Origin of the sequence: Curtobacterium sp. AB7 (assembly GCF_044909335.1) — a bacterium.
Lineage (GTDB): Bacteria > Actinomycetota > Actinomycetes > Actinomycetales > Microbacteriaceae > Curtobacterium.
Genome location: NZ_JBIYED010000002.1, coordinates 71,865 through 87,716, shown reverse-complemented (window position 1 = coordinate 87,716; position 15,852 = coordinate 71,865). Strand labels below are relative to the sequence as shown.

The 15,852-nt window shown below is 70.6% G+C and carries 14 protein-coding genes and 1 pseudogene; 4 read left to right on the top strand and 11 right to left on the bottom strand.

From position 1 onward, the window contains the following. Positions 1 to 35: 35 nt before the first annotated feature. From ABH929_RS06300 to ABH929_RS06255, 10 genes and pseudogenes are all read right to left on the bottom strand, one after another. Positions 36 to 1,889 carry an ABC transporter ATP-binding protein gene (locus ABH929_RS06300; RefSeq protein ID WP_404560515.1) on the bottom strand — a complete coding sequence of 618 codons (1,854 nt, stop codon included), beginning with the start codon at positions 1,887 to 1,889 and terminating at the stop codon, positions 36 to 38. 7 nt (positions 1,890 to 1,896) lie between these two features. Continuing rightward, positions 1,897 to 2,112, bottom strand: a complete 216-nt coding sequence (locus ABH929_RS06295; protein WP_123292166.1) for a helix-turn-helix domain-containing protein — start codon at positions 2,110 to 2,112, stop codon at positions 1,897 to 1,899. Positions 2,113 to 2,287: 175 nt separating this feature from the next. After that, positions 2,288 to 3,667, bottom strand: a complete 1,380-nt coding sequence (locus ABH929_RS06290; protein WP_263089876.1) for an MFS transporter — start codon at positions 3,665 to 3,667, stop codon at positions 2,288 to 2,290. 188 nt (positions 3,668 to 3,855) lie between these two features. Continuing rightward, positions 3,856 to 4,491 (bottom strand): annotated as a pseudogene (gene ribA / locus ABH929_RS06285) (GTP cyclohydrolase II); the annotation flags it as partial. Positions 4,492 to 4,520: 29 nt separating this feature from the next. After that, the gene (gene ribD, locus ABH929_RS06280) at positions 4,521 to 5,645 is read right to left on the bottom strand and encodes a bifunctional diaminohydroxyphosphoribosylaminopyrimidine deaminase/5-amino-6-(5-phosphoribosylamino)uracil reductase RibD (RefSeq protein WP_404560879.1); all 1,125 of its coding nucleotides are present in this window, start codon (positions 5,643 to 5,645) and stop codon (positions 4,521 to 4,523) included. Positions 5,646 to 5,765: 120 nt separating this feature from the next. Next, a complete protein-coding gene (locus ABH929_RS06275; RefSeq protein ID WP_263089878.1) occupies positions 5,766 to 6,323 on the bottom strand; it encodes a GNAT family N-acetyltransferase in 558 nt (185 codons plus the stop codon). 2 nt (positions 6,324 to 6,325) lie between these two features. Beyond that, entirely contained in the window at positions 6,326 to 7,336 is a 1,011-nt protein-coding gene (gene trpS, locus ABH929_RS06270; protein WP_111084195.1) for a tryptophan--tRNA ligase, read from the bottom strand. Positions 7,337 to 7,378: 42 nt separating this feature from the next. Next, a complete protein-coding gene (locus ABH929_RS06265; protein ID WP_248704479.1) occupies positions 7,379 to 8,221 on the bottom strand; it encodes an exodeoxyribonuclease III in 843 nt (280 codons plus the stop codon). A gap of 258 nt (positions 8,222 to 8,479) precedes the next feature. After that, positions 8,480 to 8,752: an HPr family phosphocarrier protein gene (locus ABH929_RS06260; RefSeq protein WP_111086640.1), complete on the bottom strand. Its 273-nt coding sequence runs from the start codon at positions 8,750 to 8,752 to the stop codon at positions 8,480 to 8,482. A 69-nt stretch (positions 8,753 to 8,821) separates the two neighbouring features. Continuing rightward, positions 8,822 to 9,592 (bottom strand): DeoR/GlpR family DNA-binding transcription regulator, encoded by a 771-nt coding sequence (locus ABH929_RS06255; protein WP_222658067.1) that lies wholly within the window; start codon positions 9,590 to 9,592, stop codon positions 8,822 to 8,824. A gap of 252 nt (positions 9,593 to 9,844) precedes the next feature. Here ABH929_RS06255 and ptsP point away from each other — a divergent pair, with 252 nt between their 5' ends. The 4 genes from ptsP (at position 9,845) to ABH929_RS06235 (ending at position 14,792) form a co-directional block, all read left to right on the top strand. Continuing rightward, positions 9,845 to 11,500, top strand: coding sequence for a phosphoenolpyruvate--protein phosphotransferase (gene ptsP, locus ABH929_RS06250; RefSeq protein WP_404560514.1), 1,656 nt, complete (start codon positions 9,845 to 9,847; stop codon positions 11,498 to 11,500). A gap of 62 nt (positions 11,501 to 11,562) precedes the next feature. Further along, positions 11,563 to 13,101: a PTS mannitol transporter subunit IICB gene (locus tag ABH929_RS06245; RefSeq protein WP_404560513.1), complete on the top strand. Its 1,539-nt coding sequence runs from the start codon at positions 11,563 to 11,565 to the stop codon at positions 13,099 to 13,101. Positions 13,102 to 13,191: 90 nt separating this feature from the next. Next, positions 13,192 to 13,629 (top strand): PTS sugar transporter subunit IIA, encoded by a 438-nt coding sequence (locus ABH929_RS06240; RefSeq protein WP_123313772.1) that lies wholly within the window; start codon positions 13,192 to 13,194, stop codon positions 13,627 to 13,629. Beyond that, entirely contained in the window at positions 13,626 to 14,792 is a 1,167-nt protein-coding gene (locus ABH929_RS06235) for a mannitol-1-phosphate 5-dehydrogenase (protein ID WP_404560512.1), read from the top strand. Before ABH929_RS06240 ends, ABH929_RS06235 begins: the two co-directional genes overlap by 4 nt. A gap of 72 nt (positions 14,793 to 14,864) precedes the next feature. Here the strand turns inward: ABH929_RS06235 and ABH929_RS06230 are convergent, their stop codons facing one another. Beyond that, a complete protein-coding gene (locus ABH929_RS06230; RefSeq protein ID WP_263089889.1) occupies positions 14,865 to 15,824 on the bottom strand; it encodes a diacylglycerol kinase family protein in 960 nt (319 codons plus the stop codon). Positions 15,825 to 15,852 lie beyond the last annotated feature (28 nt).

Here is a 15,852-nt window from a genome sequence, read left to right as displayed (position 1 = left end):
CCACCCCGCCGCCGGAGGTGTGGCGGCACCCGGTCTCAGACCAGCAGCTGGTGCTTCGCCAGGTCGCGGTAGAGCGGCGTCGACTCGACGAGCTCGGAGTGCGTGCCGGCGCCGACGACCCGGCCGTGCTCGAGCACCACGATGACGTCGGAGTCCACCACCGTGGAGAGCCGGTGCGCGATGACGAGCAGGGTGCGGTCCTCGGCGACGGCGTCGATCGCCAGTCGCATCTTCTGCTCGTTCACGCCGTCGAGCGACGACGTCGACTCGTCGAGCAGCAGGATCGGGGGAGCGGCGAGCAGGGCGCGGGCGATGGCCAGCCGCTGACGCTCGCCGCCGGAGAGCATCACGCCGTCCTCGCCGACCTGGGCGTCGAGACCGCGGGGGTCGCGGTGCAGCACCTCGCCGAGGTTGACCGCCTCGAGCACGCGGACGCAGTCGTCCTCGGTCGCGTCCGGCGAACCGAGCAGCAGGTTTGCTCGGATGGTGCCGGCGAGCACCGGGGCGTCCTGCTCGACGTAGCCGATCTGGGCGCGGAGCTCCTGGCGGTCCATGCCCCGGACGTCGATGCCACCGAGCCGGATGACGCCCTCGGAGGGGTCGTAGAACCGCTCGATCAGGGCGAGGGTCGTCGACTTGCCAGCACCCGACGGACCGACGAGTGCCACCCGCGAGCCGCGGGGAACGCGGAACGACACGTCGTGGAGCACCACGTCGTCGGCCGGACGCTCGTCGGCGAGGCGATCCGGGCCTCCCGGTCGATCCACCGCGCCGGACGCGACGGCGCCGTCCGGACCGGACGCATCCGCCGCAGCCGCGTACCGGAACGTGACGTGCTCGAACGTGATGGCGTCGTCGGAGGCGACCGCGGCGGCGGGCCGCGCGGCGGCGTCGTCCTGCGCCTCGGTCGGCAGGTGCAGGATCTCCTCGATCCGGCCGAGCGCGCCGAGCGCCTGGGCGACCGCGACGGCGGCACCCATCGCCTGGCCGAGCGGCATGATCATCATGAACAGCAGCAGGATGAACGTGATGAGCGTGGCGATGGTGATGGTGCCCGCAGCGACCTGCGCGCCGCCGACGCCGAGCACGGCGATGAACGCCACCTGCATGACGATGCTCGCGACGGGCACGACGAACGCGGACATCTTCGCGATGTCGAGGCCGCGCCGGTAGGCCTCGGTCGCGTGTCCGTCGACCTCGTGCACCTCGCGCTCGGTGGCACCGGCCGCCCGGATGGTGCGGACGGCGCCGATGCCGCGCTCGACGGCCGCGGTCAGGTCGCCGACCTTCTCCTGCGCACGCTTCGACGCGACCCGGATGCGCCTGCTCAGCCCGCCGACGACGACGATCGCAATCAGGACGATGACGACCACGATGACGAGCAGCAGTGGGTCGATGATCGCCATCGCGATGATCGCGCCGATGAAGGTCAGGGCCCCGCCGATCGACTCGATCAGGCCCTGGGTCAGGACGGCGCGCAAGAGCGTGGTGTCGCTGCCGACCCGGGACACCAGGTCGCCGGTGCGACGGGTGTCGAACTCCGAGATCGGCAGGTTGAGGATGCGGGCGATGAGCTTGCGGCGCGTGGAGAGCACGACGCCCTCGCCCGCACGCTGCAGCAGGAAGTGCTGCACACCGTTCAGGACGCCGGCGACCAGGACGAGCCCGACGAGCAGCCAGACGAGCGTGCTGAGCGTGTTGCCCTGCTGCACTGCCGTGACGACCTGGTTGACGAGCAGCGGCTGCGCGAGCGACGCCCCGGCGCCGAGGATGCTCAGCACGATGATGACGACCATCGCCGGCTTGTTCTCGAACAGGTAGGACAACAGGCGGCCGAAGGTGGCGCGGGGGCCGTCGGTCGTCTTGGGGCGCGCGAAGGGGAGACTCATCGTGTTCCTAGTTTCTGCCGTACTTCTTGTGCACTGCCTGTCGGCTGACACCGAGCAGGGTCGCGATCTCCTGCCACGACGCCCCGGCGTTGCGGGCGGCGCGGGCAGCGAGCTCTTCGGTCCGGTCGAGTTCACGGCGGAGCTCGCGCACGTTGGCGAGGGCGGAGAACGGGTCGTCCCCGGAGGCTCCGGCCGCGAGGCTCGTGATGGTCGGTCGGTCCATGGGTGTCAACCTACATTGACGTGCCGACAACTGTCAACCTGAGTTGACGGACAGGCTGGTGCGACGGCGTCTTGCGCCGGGAAGTGGGCGTGCGCGCACGACGGACGGGCGCGCCCTGCTCAGCGGCAACGCGAAGCGTTGCGCAGGGCGCGCCCGTCCGTCAGGTGGTCGCGTCTCAGGCGTCCGCGAACTCCTTGCTCTTCGTCTCGCGGACGAAGAGCAGCGCGACGAGCGTCACGACGGCGGCGATCGTCAGGTACAGCCCGACCAGGAAGATGTTGCCGTCGGCCTGCCACAGCGCCAGGGCGATCGTCGGTGCGAGCGAGGCACCGAGGATCGACGCGACGTTGTACGCGATCGCCGAGCCGGTGTACCGGACGTTCGTCGGGAACAGCTCCGGCAGCAGGGCCCCCATCGGCCCGAAGGTCAGCCCCATCAGGGACAGCCCGACGATCAGGAACGTCACCACCGTGATCGGACCCTGGGACGCCGCGAACCAGAACTGGAACGTGAGGCCGAACAGTGCGATGCCGATCGTGGTCGGGATGAGGGTCTTCCGGCGCCCGAACTTGTCGGCCAGGATGCCGGCGATCGGGGTGAAGATGCCGAAGAACACGACGCCGATCATGAGCAGTGTCAGGAACTCGCCGCGGCTGTAGCCGAGGCCGACCTTCGGGACGAGCGGACCGGCCTCGGCACCGGTGGTGCCGTACGACAGCGTGAACGTGGTCATGAAGTAGAAGAGGACGTACGTCGCGACCATGCCGAACGTGCCGACGATGAGCGCCTTCCACGAGGTGCGGAACACCCGGCCCAGCGGGATCTTCGCGACCGTGCCGGACTCCTGCACGCCGCGGAACACCGGCGACTCGACGAGCTTGAAGCGCACGTACAGCCCGACGATGACGAGCACCGCGGAGAGGAGGAACGGGATGCGCCAGCCCCACGCCTGGAAGTCGGCGTTCGGGGTGCCGTCGGCGCCGGCGGGCATCGCGGCGTTGATCGCGATGAACAGGCCGTTCGCGAGCAGGAAGCCGATCGGAGCGCCGAGCTGCGGCATCGAACCGAAGACGCCGCGCTTGCCCTTGGGGGCGTTCTCGGTGGCGAGCAGTGCCGCACCGGACCACTCGCCGCCGAGGCCGACGCCCTGTGCGAAGCGCATCACGGCGAGCAGGACCGGCGCCCACACGCCGATGGTGCTGAACGTCGGCAGGCAGCCGATCAGGAACGTCGCGGTGCCCATGACGAGCAGCGACGCGACGAGTGTGGTCTTGCGGCCCACCCGGTCACCGAAGTGCCCGAAGATGATCGACCCGATCGGTCGCGCGAAGAAGGCGAGGGCGAACGTCACGAACGACGACAGCTGCGATGCCGTGGGGTCCTCGTTCGGGAAGAACAGGGTCGGGAAGACGAGGACCGCGGCCGTCGCGTAGACGTAGAAGTCGTAGAACTCGATCGAGGTGCCGACGAGGCTGGCGATGACGACGCGCGAGCGTGGGTTGCCTGCTGGTGCCGGAGCTGAGGTCGGGGTTGCTGGTGCCGGTGCGGCGGTCATGGGTGTCGTGTGGTCTTCCGTGGTGCGCGCTCCTGGCAGGGAGCACGGATACCCGAAACGGCGGACACCGATCGGTTCGCGCAGGGTGGCGCGGGCACCGATCGGGTGCGTTCGGTTGGTGGGGGACCGCTTGTGACGGAAGACAACATGGTACGACAGATGTCGCCCACCTGCGAATCAGCCCTGAGTCAGCTGTTGGCGCCTGCGCCCGCCCCGGCTTCGAGGTGCGCGGGCAGCTGGTGCCCCATCCGGTCGCGCTTGGTGTCGAGGTAGCCGGCGTTCTGCGCCGAGACTCCGACGACCAGCGGCACGAGCGACTCGACGGTGATGCCGTGCTCCTCGAGCTGGCGACGCTTCTCGGGGTTGTTCGACAGCAGTCGCACGCGGGTGATCCCGAGGTCGGCGAGGATGCCCGCGGCGCCGCCGTACGCACGGGAGTCGGCCGGCAGCCCGAGCGCCAGGTTGGCGTCGAGCGTGTCGAGGCCGTCTTCCTGCAGTCGGTAGGCCTTGAGCTTGTTGATGAGCCCGATGCCGCGTCCTTCCTGCCCGCGCAGGTAGACCACCACCCCGCCCTCGGCAGCGATGGTATCGAGTGCGGCGTCGAGCTGGGGCCCGCACTCGCACTTCAGCGAGCCGAACGCCTCGCCGGTCAGGCACTCGGAGTGCACGCGGACCAGGGCGCTGTCGGACGGGGCGGACCCGTCGGGCAGCGCGCCGATGATCGCGACGTGCTCGGCGCCGGTCACGAGGTCGCGGTAGGCGCGCATCTGGAACGTCCCGTGGGTGGTGGGGACGTTCGTCGACACCTCGAACTGGACGGGGCTGCCCGGGGTGGAGGAGGTCAGCGCGTCGGTCATGGGGTGCTCCGGTCGTTCGTGGGCCCGTCGTCTCCGAACCCGGGTGCTGCGTCGTGCTGCTGCGGTGTCTGCTGCTGCGCTGTCTGTGGTGGCACTGTTTGTAGTGGCGCTGCCTGTGGCTGCGCTGTCGCGCTGCGCTGCGGTCGGGCTCGGACCAGCAGGTCAGGGCCCAGGCTGGTGGTCGATAGTACGTCCAACCGCCGACGCCCGGACATGCTTCCCACCCCGAGGTCATCGAGGGCGACCCGGGGCCCGCCGAGCAGGATCGGGGCGACGTACACGAGGTACTCGTCGACGAGCCCGGCGGCGATGAGCGCGGACGCGACGGTGGGGCCGCCCTCGACGAACACCGAGTGCACGCCGTGCCCACGCAGGGCGGCGAGCGAGGCGGCGAGGTCGTGCCCCGGCAGTGTCACGAGCCCGCGGGGGTGTCGCCGGACCGCGGCGTCGTCTGGGACGGCGCGGTCACCGAGCACGACCGCGAGCGGCTGGTCGGCGAGGAGTTCGCCCGCGTCACCCCGAGCGGTCAGGCTCGGGTCGTCGGCGAGCACGGTGCCGGTGCCGACCAGGATCGCGTCGTGCGCGGCACGCTGCTCGTGGACGTGCTGTCGGGCTGCGGCGCCGGTGATCCACTTGCTCGTCCCGTCGGCAGCCGCGGCGCGGCCGTCCAGGCTCGAGGCCCACTTCACGGTCACCCACGGGCGTCCGAGGCGGACCGACAGGAGCCACCGTTCGAGGAACGCCTCGGCCTCGTCGGCGAGCACACCGGACACGACGTCGACCCCGGCGGCGCGGAGTCGGTCGGCACCGCCGTGCACGTCCGCGCCCGGATCGTCGATCGCGTACACGACACGGGCGACCCCGGCCTCGATCAGGGCGACGGCGCAGGGGCCGGTGCGGCCGGTGTGGTTGCAGGGTTCGAGGGTGACGACGGCCGTCGCGCCGCGCAGCTGTGCCGGATCGACCTTCGCCATCGCGTCGACCTCGGCGTGCGGGGTTCCTGCACCCTTGTGCCACCCCTCGGCGAGGACGTCGCCAGCGGGGGAGAGGATCACCGCGCCGACCCGTGCGTGGTCGCCCACGACGGGCCCGAGGGCCGCGAGCTCGAGCCCGCGGCGCATCGCCCGGACCTCGGTGGGTCGTGCCGTGTCGCTCACGGATCGAGCCTACCGGCGGTGGATCGGTGACGCGTCATCGTCGGGAACGCGGCGTCATGCGGGACCGGGTCACGAGGCGTTGCGTCACGGAGCGTCGGGCCACGAGAGGTCCGATGCGGGCGTGCCGTCGGCACGGCGCAGGGCGGTCCAGGCGGTCGTCGGGCCGCCGTCGCGTCCGGGGATCCGGGCGGGCCCGACGCCGGTGAACGAGAACCCGGCGTTGCGGGCGACCGCGGCCGACGCTGTGTTCCCCTCGTAGCACTCCCAGTAGACGTCCGGAGCCCCGTCGGCGACGGCCCAGTCGACGACGAGCTCGACCGCATCGTGCATCAAGCCGGCGCCGCGGGCCGAGGGCGCCAGCCAGAACCCCAGGTCGCGGCCGGCCGTGCGGTACCCGATGATCCCCTCGAGCCAGGAGGACCCACTGCGACGGATCGCCCAGGTGTACTCGCGGTCCGACGCCCAGCCAGGACCGACCAGGGCGTCGACGAAGGTCCGTGCGTCCTGTTCGCGGTACGGCGTGGGGATCGTCGTCCAGCGGACGATGTCCGGGTCCTGGCAGGCGTCGGTGATCGCCGCGGTGTCCGCCCGGGTCGGGACGTCGAGTCGGACCCGGGCGGACTCCAGCGTGACCGGCAGCACGGTCAGCCGCGCGAGCGCGGGACGAACCCGATCCGGTCGTACACGCGCGCCAGGGTTTCCTGGGCGATGGACTCGGCACGGTCCGCGCCGACGGCGAGCAGCCGGTCGAGTTCCGCTGGGTCGTCGAGCAGCTCGAGCGTGCGGGTGCGGACCGGCTCGAGCTCGGCGACGACGGCGTCGGCGACCGCGCCCTTGAGGTCCCCGTAGCCCTTGCCCGCGAACGATGCCTCGAGTTCGGCGACGGGGGTCCGGCTGAAGGCGGACAGGATCGCGAGCAGGTTCGTCACACCCGGCTTCGCCTGCCGGTCGGAGCGGATCTCGCGCTCGTCGTCGGTGACGGCCGACTTGATCTTCTTCGCGGTGCGCTTCGGGTCGTCGAGCAGCCGGATCAGGCCGCTGTCGGACGCCGCCGACTTGCTCATCTTGCTCGTCGGGTCCTGCAGGTCGTAGATGCGCGCCGTCTCGGTGCCGATGCGGGCCTCGGGCACGACGAACGTGTCGCCGAACCGCGAGTTGAAGCGTCCGGCGAGGTCGCGGGTGAGCTCGACGTGCTGGCGCTGGTCGTCTCCGACCGGCACGACCTTGGTGTCGTACAGCAGGATGTCGGCGGCCATCAGGACCGGGTACGTGAAGAGCCCGACCGACGCGGCCTCGGACCCCTGCCGCGCCGACTTGTCCTTGAACTGGGTCATCCGGCTCGCCTCACCGAACCCGGTGAGGGTGTTGAGCACCCAGGCGAGCTCGGCGTGGGCTGGCACGTGCGACTGCACGAACAGCGTCGACTTCGTCGGATCAATGCCCGACGCGATGTACTGCGCGGCCGTCGCGCGGGTGCTCGCGCGGAGCTCGGCCGGGTCCTGCGGCGAGGTGATCGCGTGCATGTCGACGACGCAGTAGATGGCGTCGAAGTCGTCCTGCAGGTCGCGCCACTGCATGAGCGCCCCGACGTAGTTGCCGAGGTGCAGCGAGCCGGCGGACGGCTGGATGCCCGAGAAGATGCGGGTCTTGGTCATGGTGGTGTTCCTGTGGGTCAGGTGGAGCGCAAGGAGTGGGGATCAGAGTTCGTAGTCGACGACCACGGGAGCGTGGTCGGACCATCGCTGGTCGTACGCCGCGGCGCGGTCGACCGTGTACTCCGTGACCTTCGCCGCGAGGTCCGGCGTGGCCATCTGGTAGTCGATGCGCCAGCCGGTGTCGTTGTCGAACGCCTGGCCGCGCCAGGACCACCACGTGTACGGCCCTTCGACGTCGCCGGCCTGCGCACGCCCGACGTCCACCCAGCCGAGCCCCTGCCCCGTCGAGCCGTCGGCGCCCTCGACCGGTTCGCCGTCGGCACCGAAGAAGCGCGAGAAGTAGGCACGCTCGCGCGGCAGGAAGCCCGCTCGCTTGACGTTGCCCTTCCAGTTCTTGATGTCGCGCTGGTCGTGCCCGACGTTGAGGTCACCGACGACGACGGCGAGCGGGTTGTGCGCGCGGAGGGCGGGCAGCCGCTCGGTCATGGCGTCGAGGAACTTCCACTTCTCGTCCTGCTTGGGGGTGTCGACCTCGCCCGAGTGGACGTAGGTGGACACGACCGTGACCGTGGTGCCGCCGATCTCGTAGTCGGCCTCGAGCCACCGGCCGGCGGAGTCGAACTCGTCCGGTCCGAGGGCGACGCGGTGGATCTGGGCGGAGTGTCGCGAGGCGATCGCGACGCCGGCCCGGCCCTTGGCGGTCGCCGGGTCGTGCACGATGTCCCACTCGTCGCCGAGCAGACCGGCCAGGTCCTCGCTCGACGCACGGACTTCCTGCAGGGCGAGCACGTCGACGTCGCGGGTGGCGAGCCAGTCGCCCATGCCCTTGCGGAAGGCGGCGCGGACGCCGTTCACGTTGACGGATGCGAGGCGCAGGCGTGTCATGCCGACCACCTTATCGGCGGGCGCCGACAGCCTGCGGACCGCACCGGGTCGAGGTTCCACGACGCGCCGCGTGCCGTTCGCCGAGGTTCCACAGACCGACGCGCGCGACGCCGAGATGACGAGATTTCGGAACCCCGGCGGGAGCCGGACGGCGGGACGGACGGAGCGGGCCCGGCAGCAGCAGTGGGGCCGCCGCATGACGGACGGGAGGCACGGTGCCAGCTGGCACCGTGCCTCCCGTCCGTCGGATCCGCGCGATCAGGCCGCGTCGTGGTCCGTCTGCAGGAACTCGACCAGGCTGTCGGCGGTGGTCTCGGCGTCGTCGCCGGTCACGGTGAGGCTGACCTCGTCGCCGTTCTCGATGCCCAGGCCGAGCAGGGCGAGGATGCTGCCGGCGTTGCCGGACTTGTCGCCCTTGGCGATCGTGACCTGGTGGCCGGAGGCCGTCACGGTCTGGACGAAGAGGGACGCGGGGCGCGCGTGCAGGCCGGACGCGCTGGCGACGGTCACGGTGCGGGTGGCTTCGGACATCGATGTACTCCTGTCGATGGGTGGTGCGCTCATGCTAGCGAGCGCCGGATGGGCGGGTCGGGCGAGCGGTCAGGGTCGACCGGGCCAGAACACCTCGGTGCCGGCGGCCTCGACCTCGCGGACCAGGTCGAGGTTGACGGCGGGGTCGGTGATGATCGTGTCGATGGCGGCGAGGGGTGCGACGCGGCCGAACTCCTCACGGCCGAACTTGGTGTGGTCGGCGAGCAGGATGCTCCGGCGGGCGGACTTGATCATCGCCGACTTCACGGCGGCCTCGGCCATGTTGTGGGTCGTCAGGCCGCGCTCCGGCGTGATCCCGTTGATGCTCACGAAGGCGACGTCGACGCTCACCATGCCGATGAGCTGGTGTGTCCACGTTCCGACGCCGGCCAGGGAGTCGCTGCGGATGTTGCCGCCGAGCAGGTGCAGGTCGATGCCCGGGCGGTTCGCGACGGCCATCGCGACGGGGAGCGAGTGCGTGACGACGGTGAGTCCGCGGTCGGTCGGCAGCATCTCGGCGAGGCAGATGGTGGAGGTGCCCGCGTCGATCATGACCGAGCCGTTCTCCGGCAGCTCCTCGAGCGCGGCCTCGGCGATGACCATCTTCTCGGCCTGGTTGATGCCGCCGCGGTCGCCGACGCCGGGGTGGATCGTGATCCGCTCGACCGGGATCGCGCCGCCGTGGGCGCGTCGGACCAACCCGCGGCGCTCGAGGCTCGTCAGGTCGCGGCGGATGGTCTCGGGCGTGACCTCGAGCAGCTCGGCGAGGTCCTTGACGTCGACCCGCCCCTGCGCGCGCGCCTGCTCGACGATGCGCTGGTGGCGTTCTGGTGCGTACATCGGACCTCGTCGTCTCCTGGTCGGAACGGAACGGACATGTCCGGGCACGAACCTGACGGAACCGAGCCGGAGCGGTTGGCCGCCAGACGCAAACGGGCATCTGTTTCTGCATTTTTATCCCCGGATGTGTTTGTTTGTCAACGCGGATCGGGGTAGTGTGCTGCTCAGCCGCACCGGCGGGGTCCCGTCTCAGCCGTGCGCGCACCGAACGAACACCCCACCGCAAGCGCGTGTGAGATGAAGGAGTCTCGAATGTCCGAACTGCTCGGCACCGGCGTCGGTCGTGGCGTCGCCCACGGCCCCGTGCTCCGCATGGCGGACCCGCTCGGCGAACCGTCGAAGGACGCCCTGACCGGTTCGGCGGACGACGCGAAGCAGGCCGTGCACGACGCACTGGCCACGGTGGCCGAGGACCTCAACAAGCGCGGACAGCTCGCCGGCGGCGACGCCCAGGCCGTGCTCGAGGCGCAGGCGCTCATGGCGCAGGACCCGACCCTGCTCGACGACGTGCACACGCGCATCGACGGCGGCACCAACGCCGAGCGCGCCGTGTACGAGGCGTTCGCCCAGTTCCGCGACCTGCTCGTCGGCATGGGTGGCTACATGGGGGAGCGCGCAGCCGACCTCGACGACGTCGCCCAGCGCATCATCGCGAAGCTCCGCGGTGTGCACGCCCCCGGCGTGCCCGAGTCGGACACCCCGTTCGTCCTCGTCGCCCGTGACCTCGCCCCGGCCGACACCGCTCTGCTGGACCTCGACAAGGTCCTCGCGCTGGTCACCCGCGACGGCGGCCCGACCTCGCACACCGCGATCCTCGCCCGTGCCAAGGGCATCACCGCGATCGTCGGCGTCACCGGAGCCGACGACCTGGTCGACGGTCAGTCGATCGTCGTCGACGCCGTCGCCGGCACGGTCGTCACCGAGCCGTCCGATTCGCTCGTGGCCGAGGTCGAGCAGCGCATCGCTGACCGGCTCGCCGCGGCCGCAGCACCGCTCACCGCCGGTGCCCTGGCCGACGGCCACGTCGTGCCCCTGCTCGCGAACCTCGGCAGCCCCGCCGACGCCGCGGGTGCCGTTGCTCTCGGTGCGGAGGGCGTGGGGCTCTTCCGCACCGAGTTCCTCTTCCTCGACTCGCCGAAGGCGCCGACCGTCGACGAGCAGACCGAGTCCTACCGTCAGCTCCTCGCCGCGTTCCCGGGCAAGAAGGTCGTCGTCCGTGCGCTCGACGCCGGCGCCGACAAGCCGCTGCCGTTCCTCACCGACAAGGACGAGGAGAACCCGGCGCTCGGTCGTCGCGGACTCCGTGCGCTGCGCAACCACCCCGAGGTGCTGCGCGACCAGCTCGTCGCACTGGCCCAGGCGGACGCCGCGACCGAGGCCGACCTCTGGGTGATGGCCCCGATGGTCGCCGACGCCGAGGAGACCGAGTACTTCGTCACCCTGGCCCGCGAGCTCGGCATCCGCACCGCCGGCGTGATGGCTGAGGTGCCGTCGCTCGCGCTGATGGCCGAACAGGTCTTCCAGAACGCGGACTTCGTGTCGATCGGCACGAACGACCTGACCCAGTACACGATGGCCGCCGACCGCATGCTCGGCACCGTCGCGTCCTACCAGGACCCGTGGCACCCCGCCGTCCTGCGCCTCGTCGCGCAGCTCGGTGCGGCCGGTGCCGACGCGGGCAAGCCCGTCGGCATCTGCGGCGAGGCCGCCGCCGACCCGCTGCTCGCCGTCGTGCTCGTCGGCCTCGGCGCCACCACCCTCTCCATGACCCCCGCGGCCCTGGCCGACGTGCGCGCCGAACTCGGTCAGCACACGCTCGAACAGGCCCGCGAGATGGCCCAGGCGGCACTCGCCGCGTCCACGGCGGCGGCCGCGAAGTCCGCCGCAGCGGCCGCGCACGCCGTCTGATCCACCCAGCACCACCACCCCTTCACACCGCAGCAGTCCCACCACACAGAAAGTCACCGCACATGACAACGTCGTCCGTTGCAGCGCCCGACGCACCCGCGAAGTCGCGGGGCGGCGCACGCGTCGCCGTTCAGAAGTTCGGCACGTTCCTCTCCGGCATGGTCATGCCCAACATCGCGATCTTCATCGCGTGGGGCATCATCACGGCCTTCTTCATCGAGACCGGCTGGACGCCCGTGGGCATCCTCGGCGGCTTCGGTGAGACGGGCGGCGTCGCCAACGTCGGCCTCGTCGGGCCGATCCTGACGTACCTCATCCCGCTCGCGATCGCGATCCAGGGCGGCCGGATGGTCTACGAGACCCGCGGCGCCGTCGTCGGGTCGATCATGACCATGGGCGTCATCATCGGTGCGAACGGCACCACGATGATCCTCGGCGCGATGATCTGCGGACCGCTCGGTGCGTACCTCATCAAGCAGATCGACAAGATCTGGGACGGCAAGATCAAGCCCGGCTTCGAGATGCTCGTCAACAACTACGCGGCCGGCATCCTCGGCTTCGGTCTGGCGATGGCCGGGTTCTTCTGGCTCGCCCCGCTGTTCAAGCTCATCGCCGAGGGCCTCGGCGACGCCGTGAACTTCCTCGTCCAGCACTCGCTGCTGCCGCTCGCCAGCGTCATCATCGAGCCGGCCAAGGTGTTCTTCCTCAACAACGCGATCAACCACGGTGTGCTCGACCAGCTCGGCGCGCAGCAGGTCCAGGAGTCCGGCAAGTCGATCCTGTTCCTGCTCGAGGCGAACCCCGGACCCGGCCTCGGTCTGCTCCTCGCCTTCACCTTCTTCGGTGTCGGCATCGCCCGCTCGACCGCTCCCGGCGCGATCATCATCCAGTTCTTCGGTGGCATCCACGAGATCTACTTCCCGTACGTGCTGCAGAAGCCGGTCCTGTTCATCGCCGTCATCCTCGGTGGTGCCACGGGCGTCGCGACGAACGTCGCGTTCCAGTCCGGCCTCGTCGCTCCGGCATCGCCCGGGTCGATCTTCGCCGTCCTCGGTGCCACGGAGCGCAACAGCTTCCTCGGTGTCATCCTGTCGGTCGTCCTGTCCGCCGCGGTGTCGTTCGCGGTCTCGTCGTTCTTCCTGCTCGCCAGCCGCAAGCGCGACCTGGCGAACGGCGGCGGGGACATGAGCGCCGCGATGGCGAAGCTCCAGGCGAACAAGGGCCGCGACGTCAACTCGGCCACCGCGGGTCTGCTCGGCGGCAACGCCCCGGCCAGCACCGAAGAGGCCGCCGCGTCGGGCACCACCGCCACTGCGACGAGGGTCCAGAACCTGGTCTTCGCCTGCGACGCCGGTATGGGCTCGAGTGCGATGGGCGCCAGCGTCCTGCGCAACAAGATCAAGAAGGCGGGCATCGAGGGGGTCACGGTCTCCAACAAGGCGATCGCGAACCTCTCCGGTGACGAGGACCTGATCATCACGCAGGAAGAGCTGACGGACCGCGCCAAGCAGAAGAACCCGAACGCGCAGCACGTGTCGGTCGGCAACTTCATGAACGCGCCGCAGTACGACCAGGTCGTCGAGCAGCTCAAGAACCAGTAACGCCACCACCAGTAACGAAGTGCAGTATCGGAGGGGACGGGGACACCCCCGTCCCCTCCGACACGACCTCGAACACCAAGGAGAACCACGATGCCCGTCCTGCAGGAGAGCCAGATCCGGATCCACACCGAGGACACCGCGCCGACCAAGTCGGAGGCGATGAAGGAAGCGGCCGAGATCCTCGAGGCTGCGGGCGCGGTCACCTCGGACTACTACCCGGCGATGCTCGAGCGTGAGAAGAGCGTGTCCACCTACATGGGCAACTTCCTCGCCATCCCGCACGGTACGAACGACGCGAAGGACGCCATCAAGTCCTCTGCGCTGTCGTTCATCCGCTACGCCAGCCCGATCGACTGGGACGGCAACCCCGTGCGTTTCGTCGTCGGCATCGCCGGCGTGAACAACGAGCACCTCGACATCCTGTCCAAGATCGCGATCGTGTTCTCCGACGAGGACGAGGTCCAGAAGCTCACCGACGCGGCCGACACCAGCGCGATCCTGTCGATCCTCGGCGAGGTCAACGAGTGAGCACCACCGACCGGGGCACCGCCGTCCACTTCGGTGCCGGCAACATCGGCCGCGGCTTCGTCGGCCTGCTCCTGCACGAAGCGGGCTACGAGGTCGTCTTCGCCGACGTCGCCGCGCCGCTCATCGACGCCCTCGCCGCCGCCGACTCGTACACCGTGCACGAGGTCGGCACCGGCGCCGAGGACCACGAGGTCACGAACTTCCGTGCCCTGAACAGCGCGCAGGGCGAGGACGGCGTCGTCGCCGAGATCGCCGCTGCCGCGATCGTCACCTGCGCGGTGGGCCCGAACGTCCTGAAGTTCATCGCCCCGGTGATCGCGCGAGCGCTCCAGCAGCGCGACGCGGACGCGGCGCCCATCGCCGTGATGGCGTGCGAGAACGCGCTGAACGCCACGGACCGTCTGCGCGAGTTCATCGTCGACGCGCTCCCGGCCGAGGGCCGTGACGCGGCGCTCGCGAAGGCCGTGTTCGCGAACACCGCCGTCGACCGCATCGTGCCGGCCCAGCCCGAGGGCGCCGGCCTCGACGTCACCGTCGAGACCTACTTCGAGTGGGCCATCGACCGCACACCGTTCGGTGGGGACGAGCCGGAGATCCCCGGCGCGCACTACGTCGACGGCCTCGCTGCCTCGATCGAGCGGAAGCTCTTCACGGTGAACACCGGGCACGCCACCGTCGCGTACCACGGCTTCGTCGCCGGGGCCGACAAGATCTCCGACGCCATCGCGATCCCCGCCGTGCGCTCCGAGCTCGAGTCCGTCCTCGCCGAGACGAGCGACCTGCTCGTCCGCCGGCACGAACTGGACCCCGAGGTGCACCGCGCCTACGTCCAGGCGATCATCGCCCGGTTCGAGAACCCCCACCTGCCCGACACGGTGACGCGCGTCGGCCGGCAGCCGCTCCGCAAGCTGTCGCGCGACGAGCGCTTCGTCTCGCCCGCCGCGGCGCTGGCCGAGGACGGCACCGAGCCGACCGCGCTGCTCGACGCGATGGGCGCGGCGCTCCGCTTCGACGTCGCCGAAGACGAGCAGAGCGTCGAGCTGCAGGCGCTCCTGGCCTCGGACGCGTCCGATGCCGACGTGGTGACGCAGATCACCGGCCTGGCCGCGGAGCACCCGCTGCACGCGGCGTTCGCAGATCGCGTGCGTACCGCGCGCGGCTGACGCTCTCGACACGGCCCAGTGATGACGGGAGGCCCGGTGCCAGCTGGCACCGGGCCTCCCGTCATCACGTGGTCACCGCGACGGCCCCACCCGGATGGTGAGTCCGCCGTGGTCCACCGTCAGCCGCACCGCCACCACGGTTCCGAACGGGTCGCCGTCGAGCTGGACCTGCTCGGGCTGGTCCAGCTCGAGGTCGAGGACCCGTGCGCTCGTGTACCGCAGCGTCCGGGTGGCCGGGATGAGCCACGACAGGAACCGGCCGAACCCGGTCCGGTGGAAGAAGCGGTTCAGCGACAGGCCGTAGCCGACGCCGGCCCAGCCGACCGTCCGACCGGGGCGGAACGCGACCGCGTCGAGCACCCCGTCGTCCGGCTTCGCGGCGGGCAGTAGCAGGACGCCGGCGGTCAGGGTGCCGCAGTTCCCGACGATGACGGTGTGCGCCCGCATCGTCCGGGTGTCACCGTCGTCGAGTCGGTACCGCAGGTCGATCTGCCGGTTGCCGATCACGGACCGCATGATCGGGTCGGAGTACGCGAGCCAGCCGAACCGCTTCTTGAGCCGTGCGTTGGTGTTGGCCGCCATGTTCGCGTCGAGGCCGATGCCCGCCATCACCAGGAAGGCGTGGCGCGTTGTCGTGCCCTGCGGGTCGGTGAGCTCGGCGAACGCGAGGTCGACCGGCCGATCGGTCCCGCTGAAGGCGGCTCGGACCGAGCCGGCGACGTCGTTCAGCGGGATGCGCAGGTTCCGGGCGTACAGGTTCCCGGTGCCGACGGGGAGCACGGCCAGTGGCACGCCGGAGCCGTGCAGCACCTCGGCCGCGACCCGCAGCGTGCCGTCGCCGCCGACGACGAGGACGACGTCCGGCGCGGTGGCGAGCGCATCGAGCGCGGCGGCGCGGCCGTCGTCGGACGCCGCGGTCTCGAACCACGTCGTGGGACCCCAGCCGTTCCGCGCCTCCTCGGCCGTGACGGTGTTGCGGAGGACCCGCAGGTCGACCTTGACGGGATTGACGACGATCGCGGCGCGCGGCATGAGAGGACGATACCGAACGGCCGTCGTC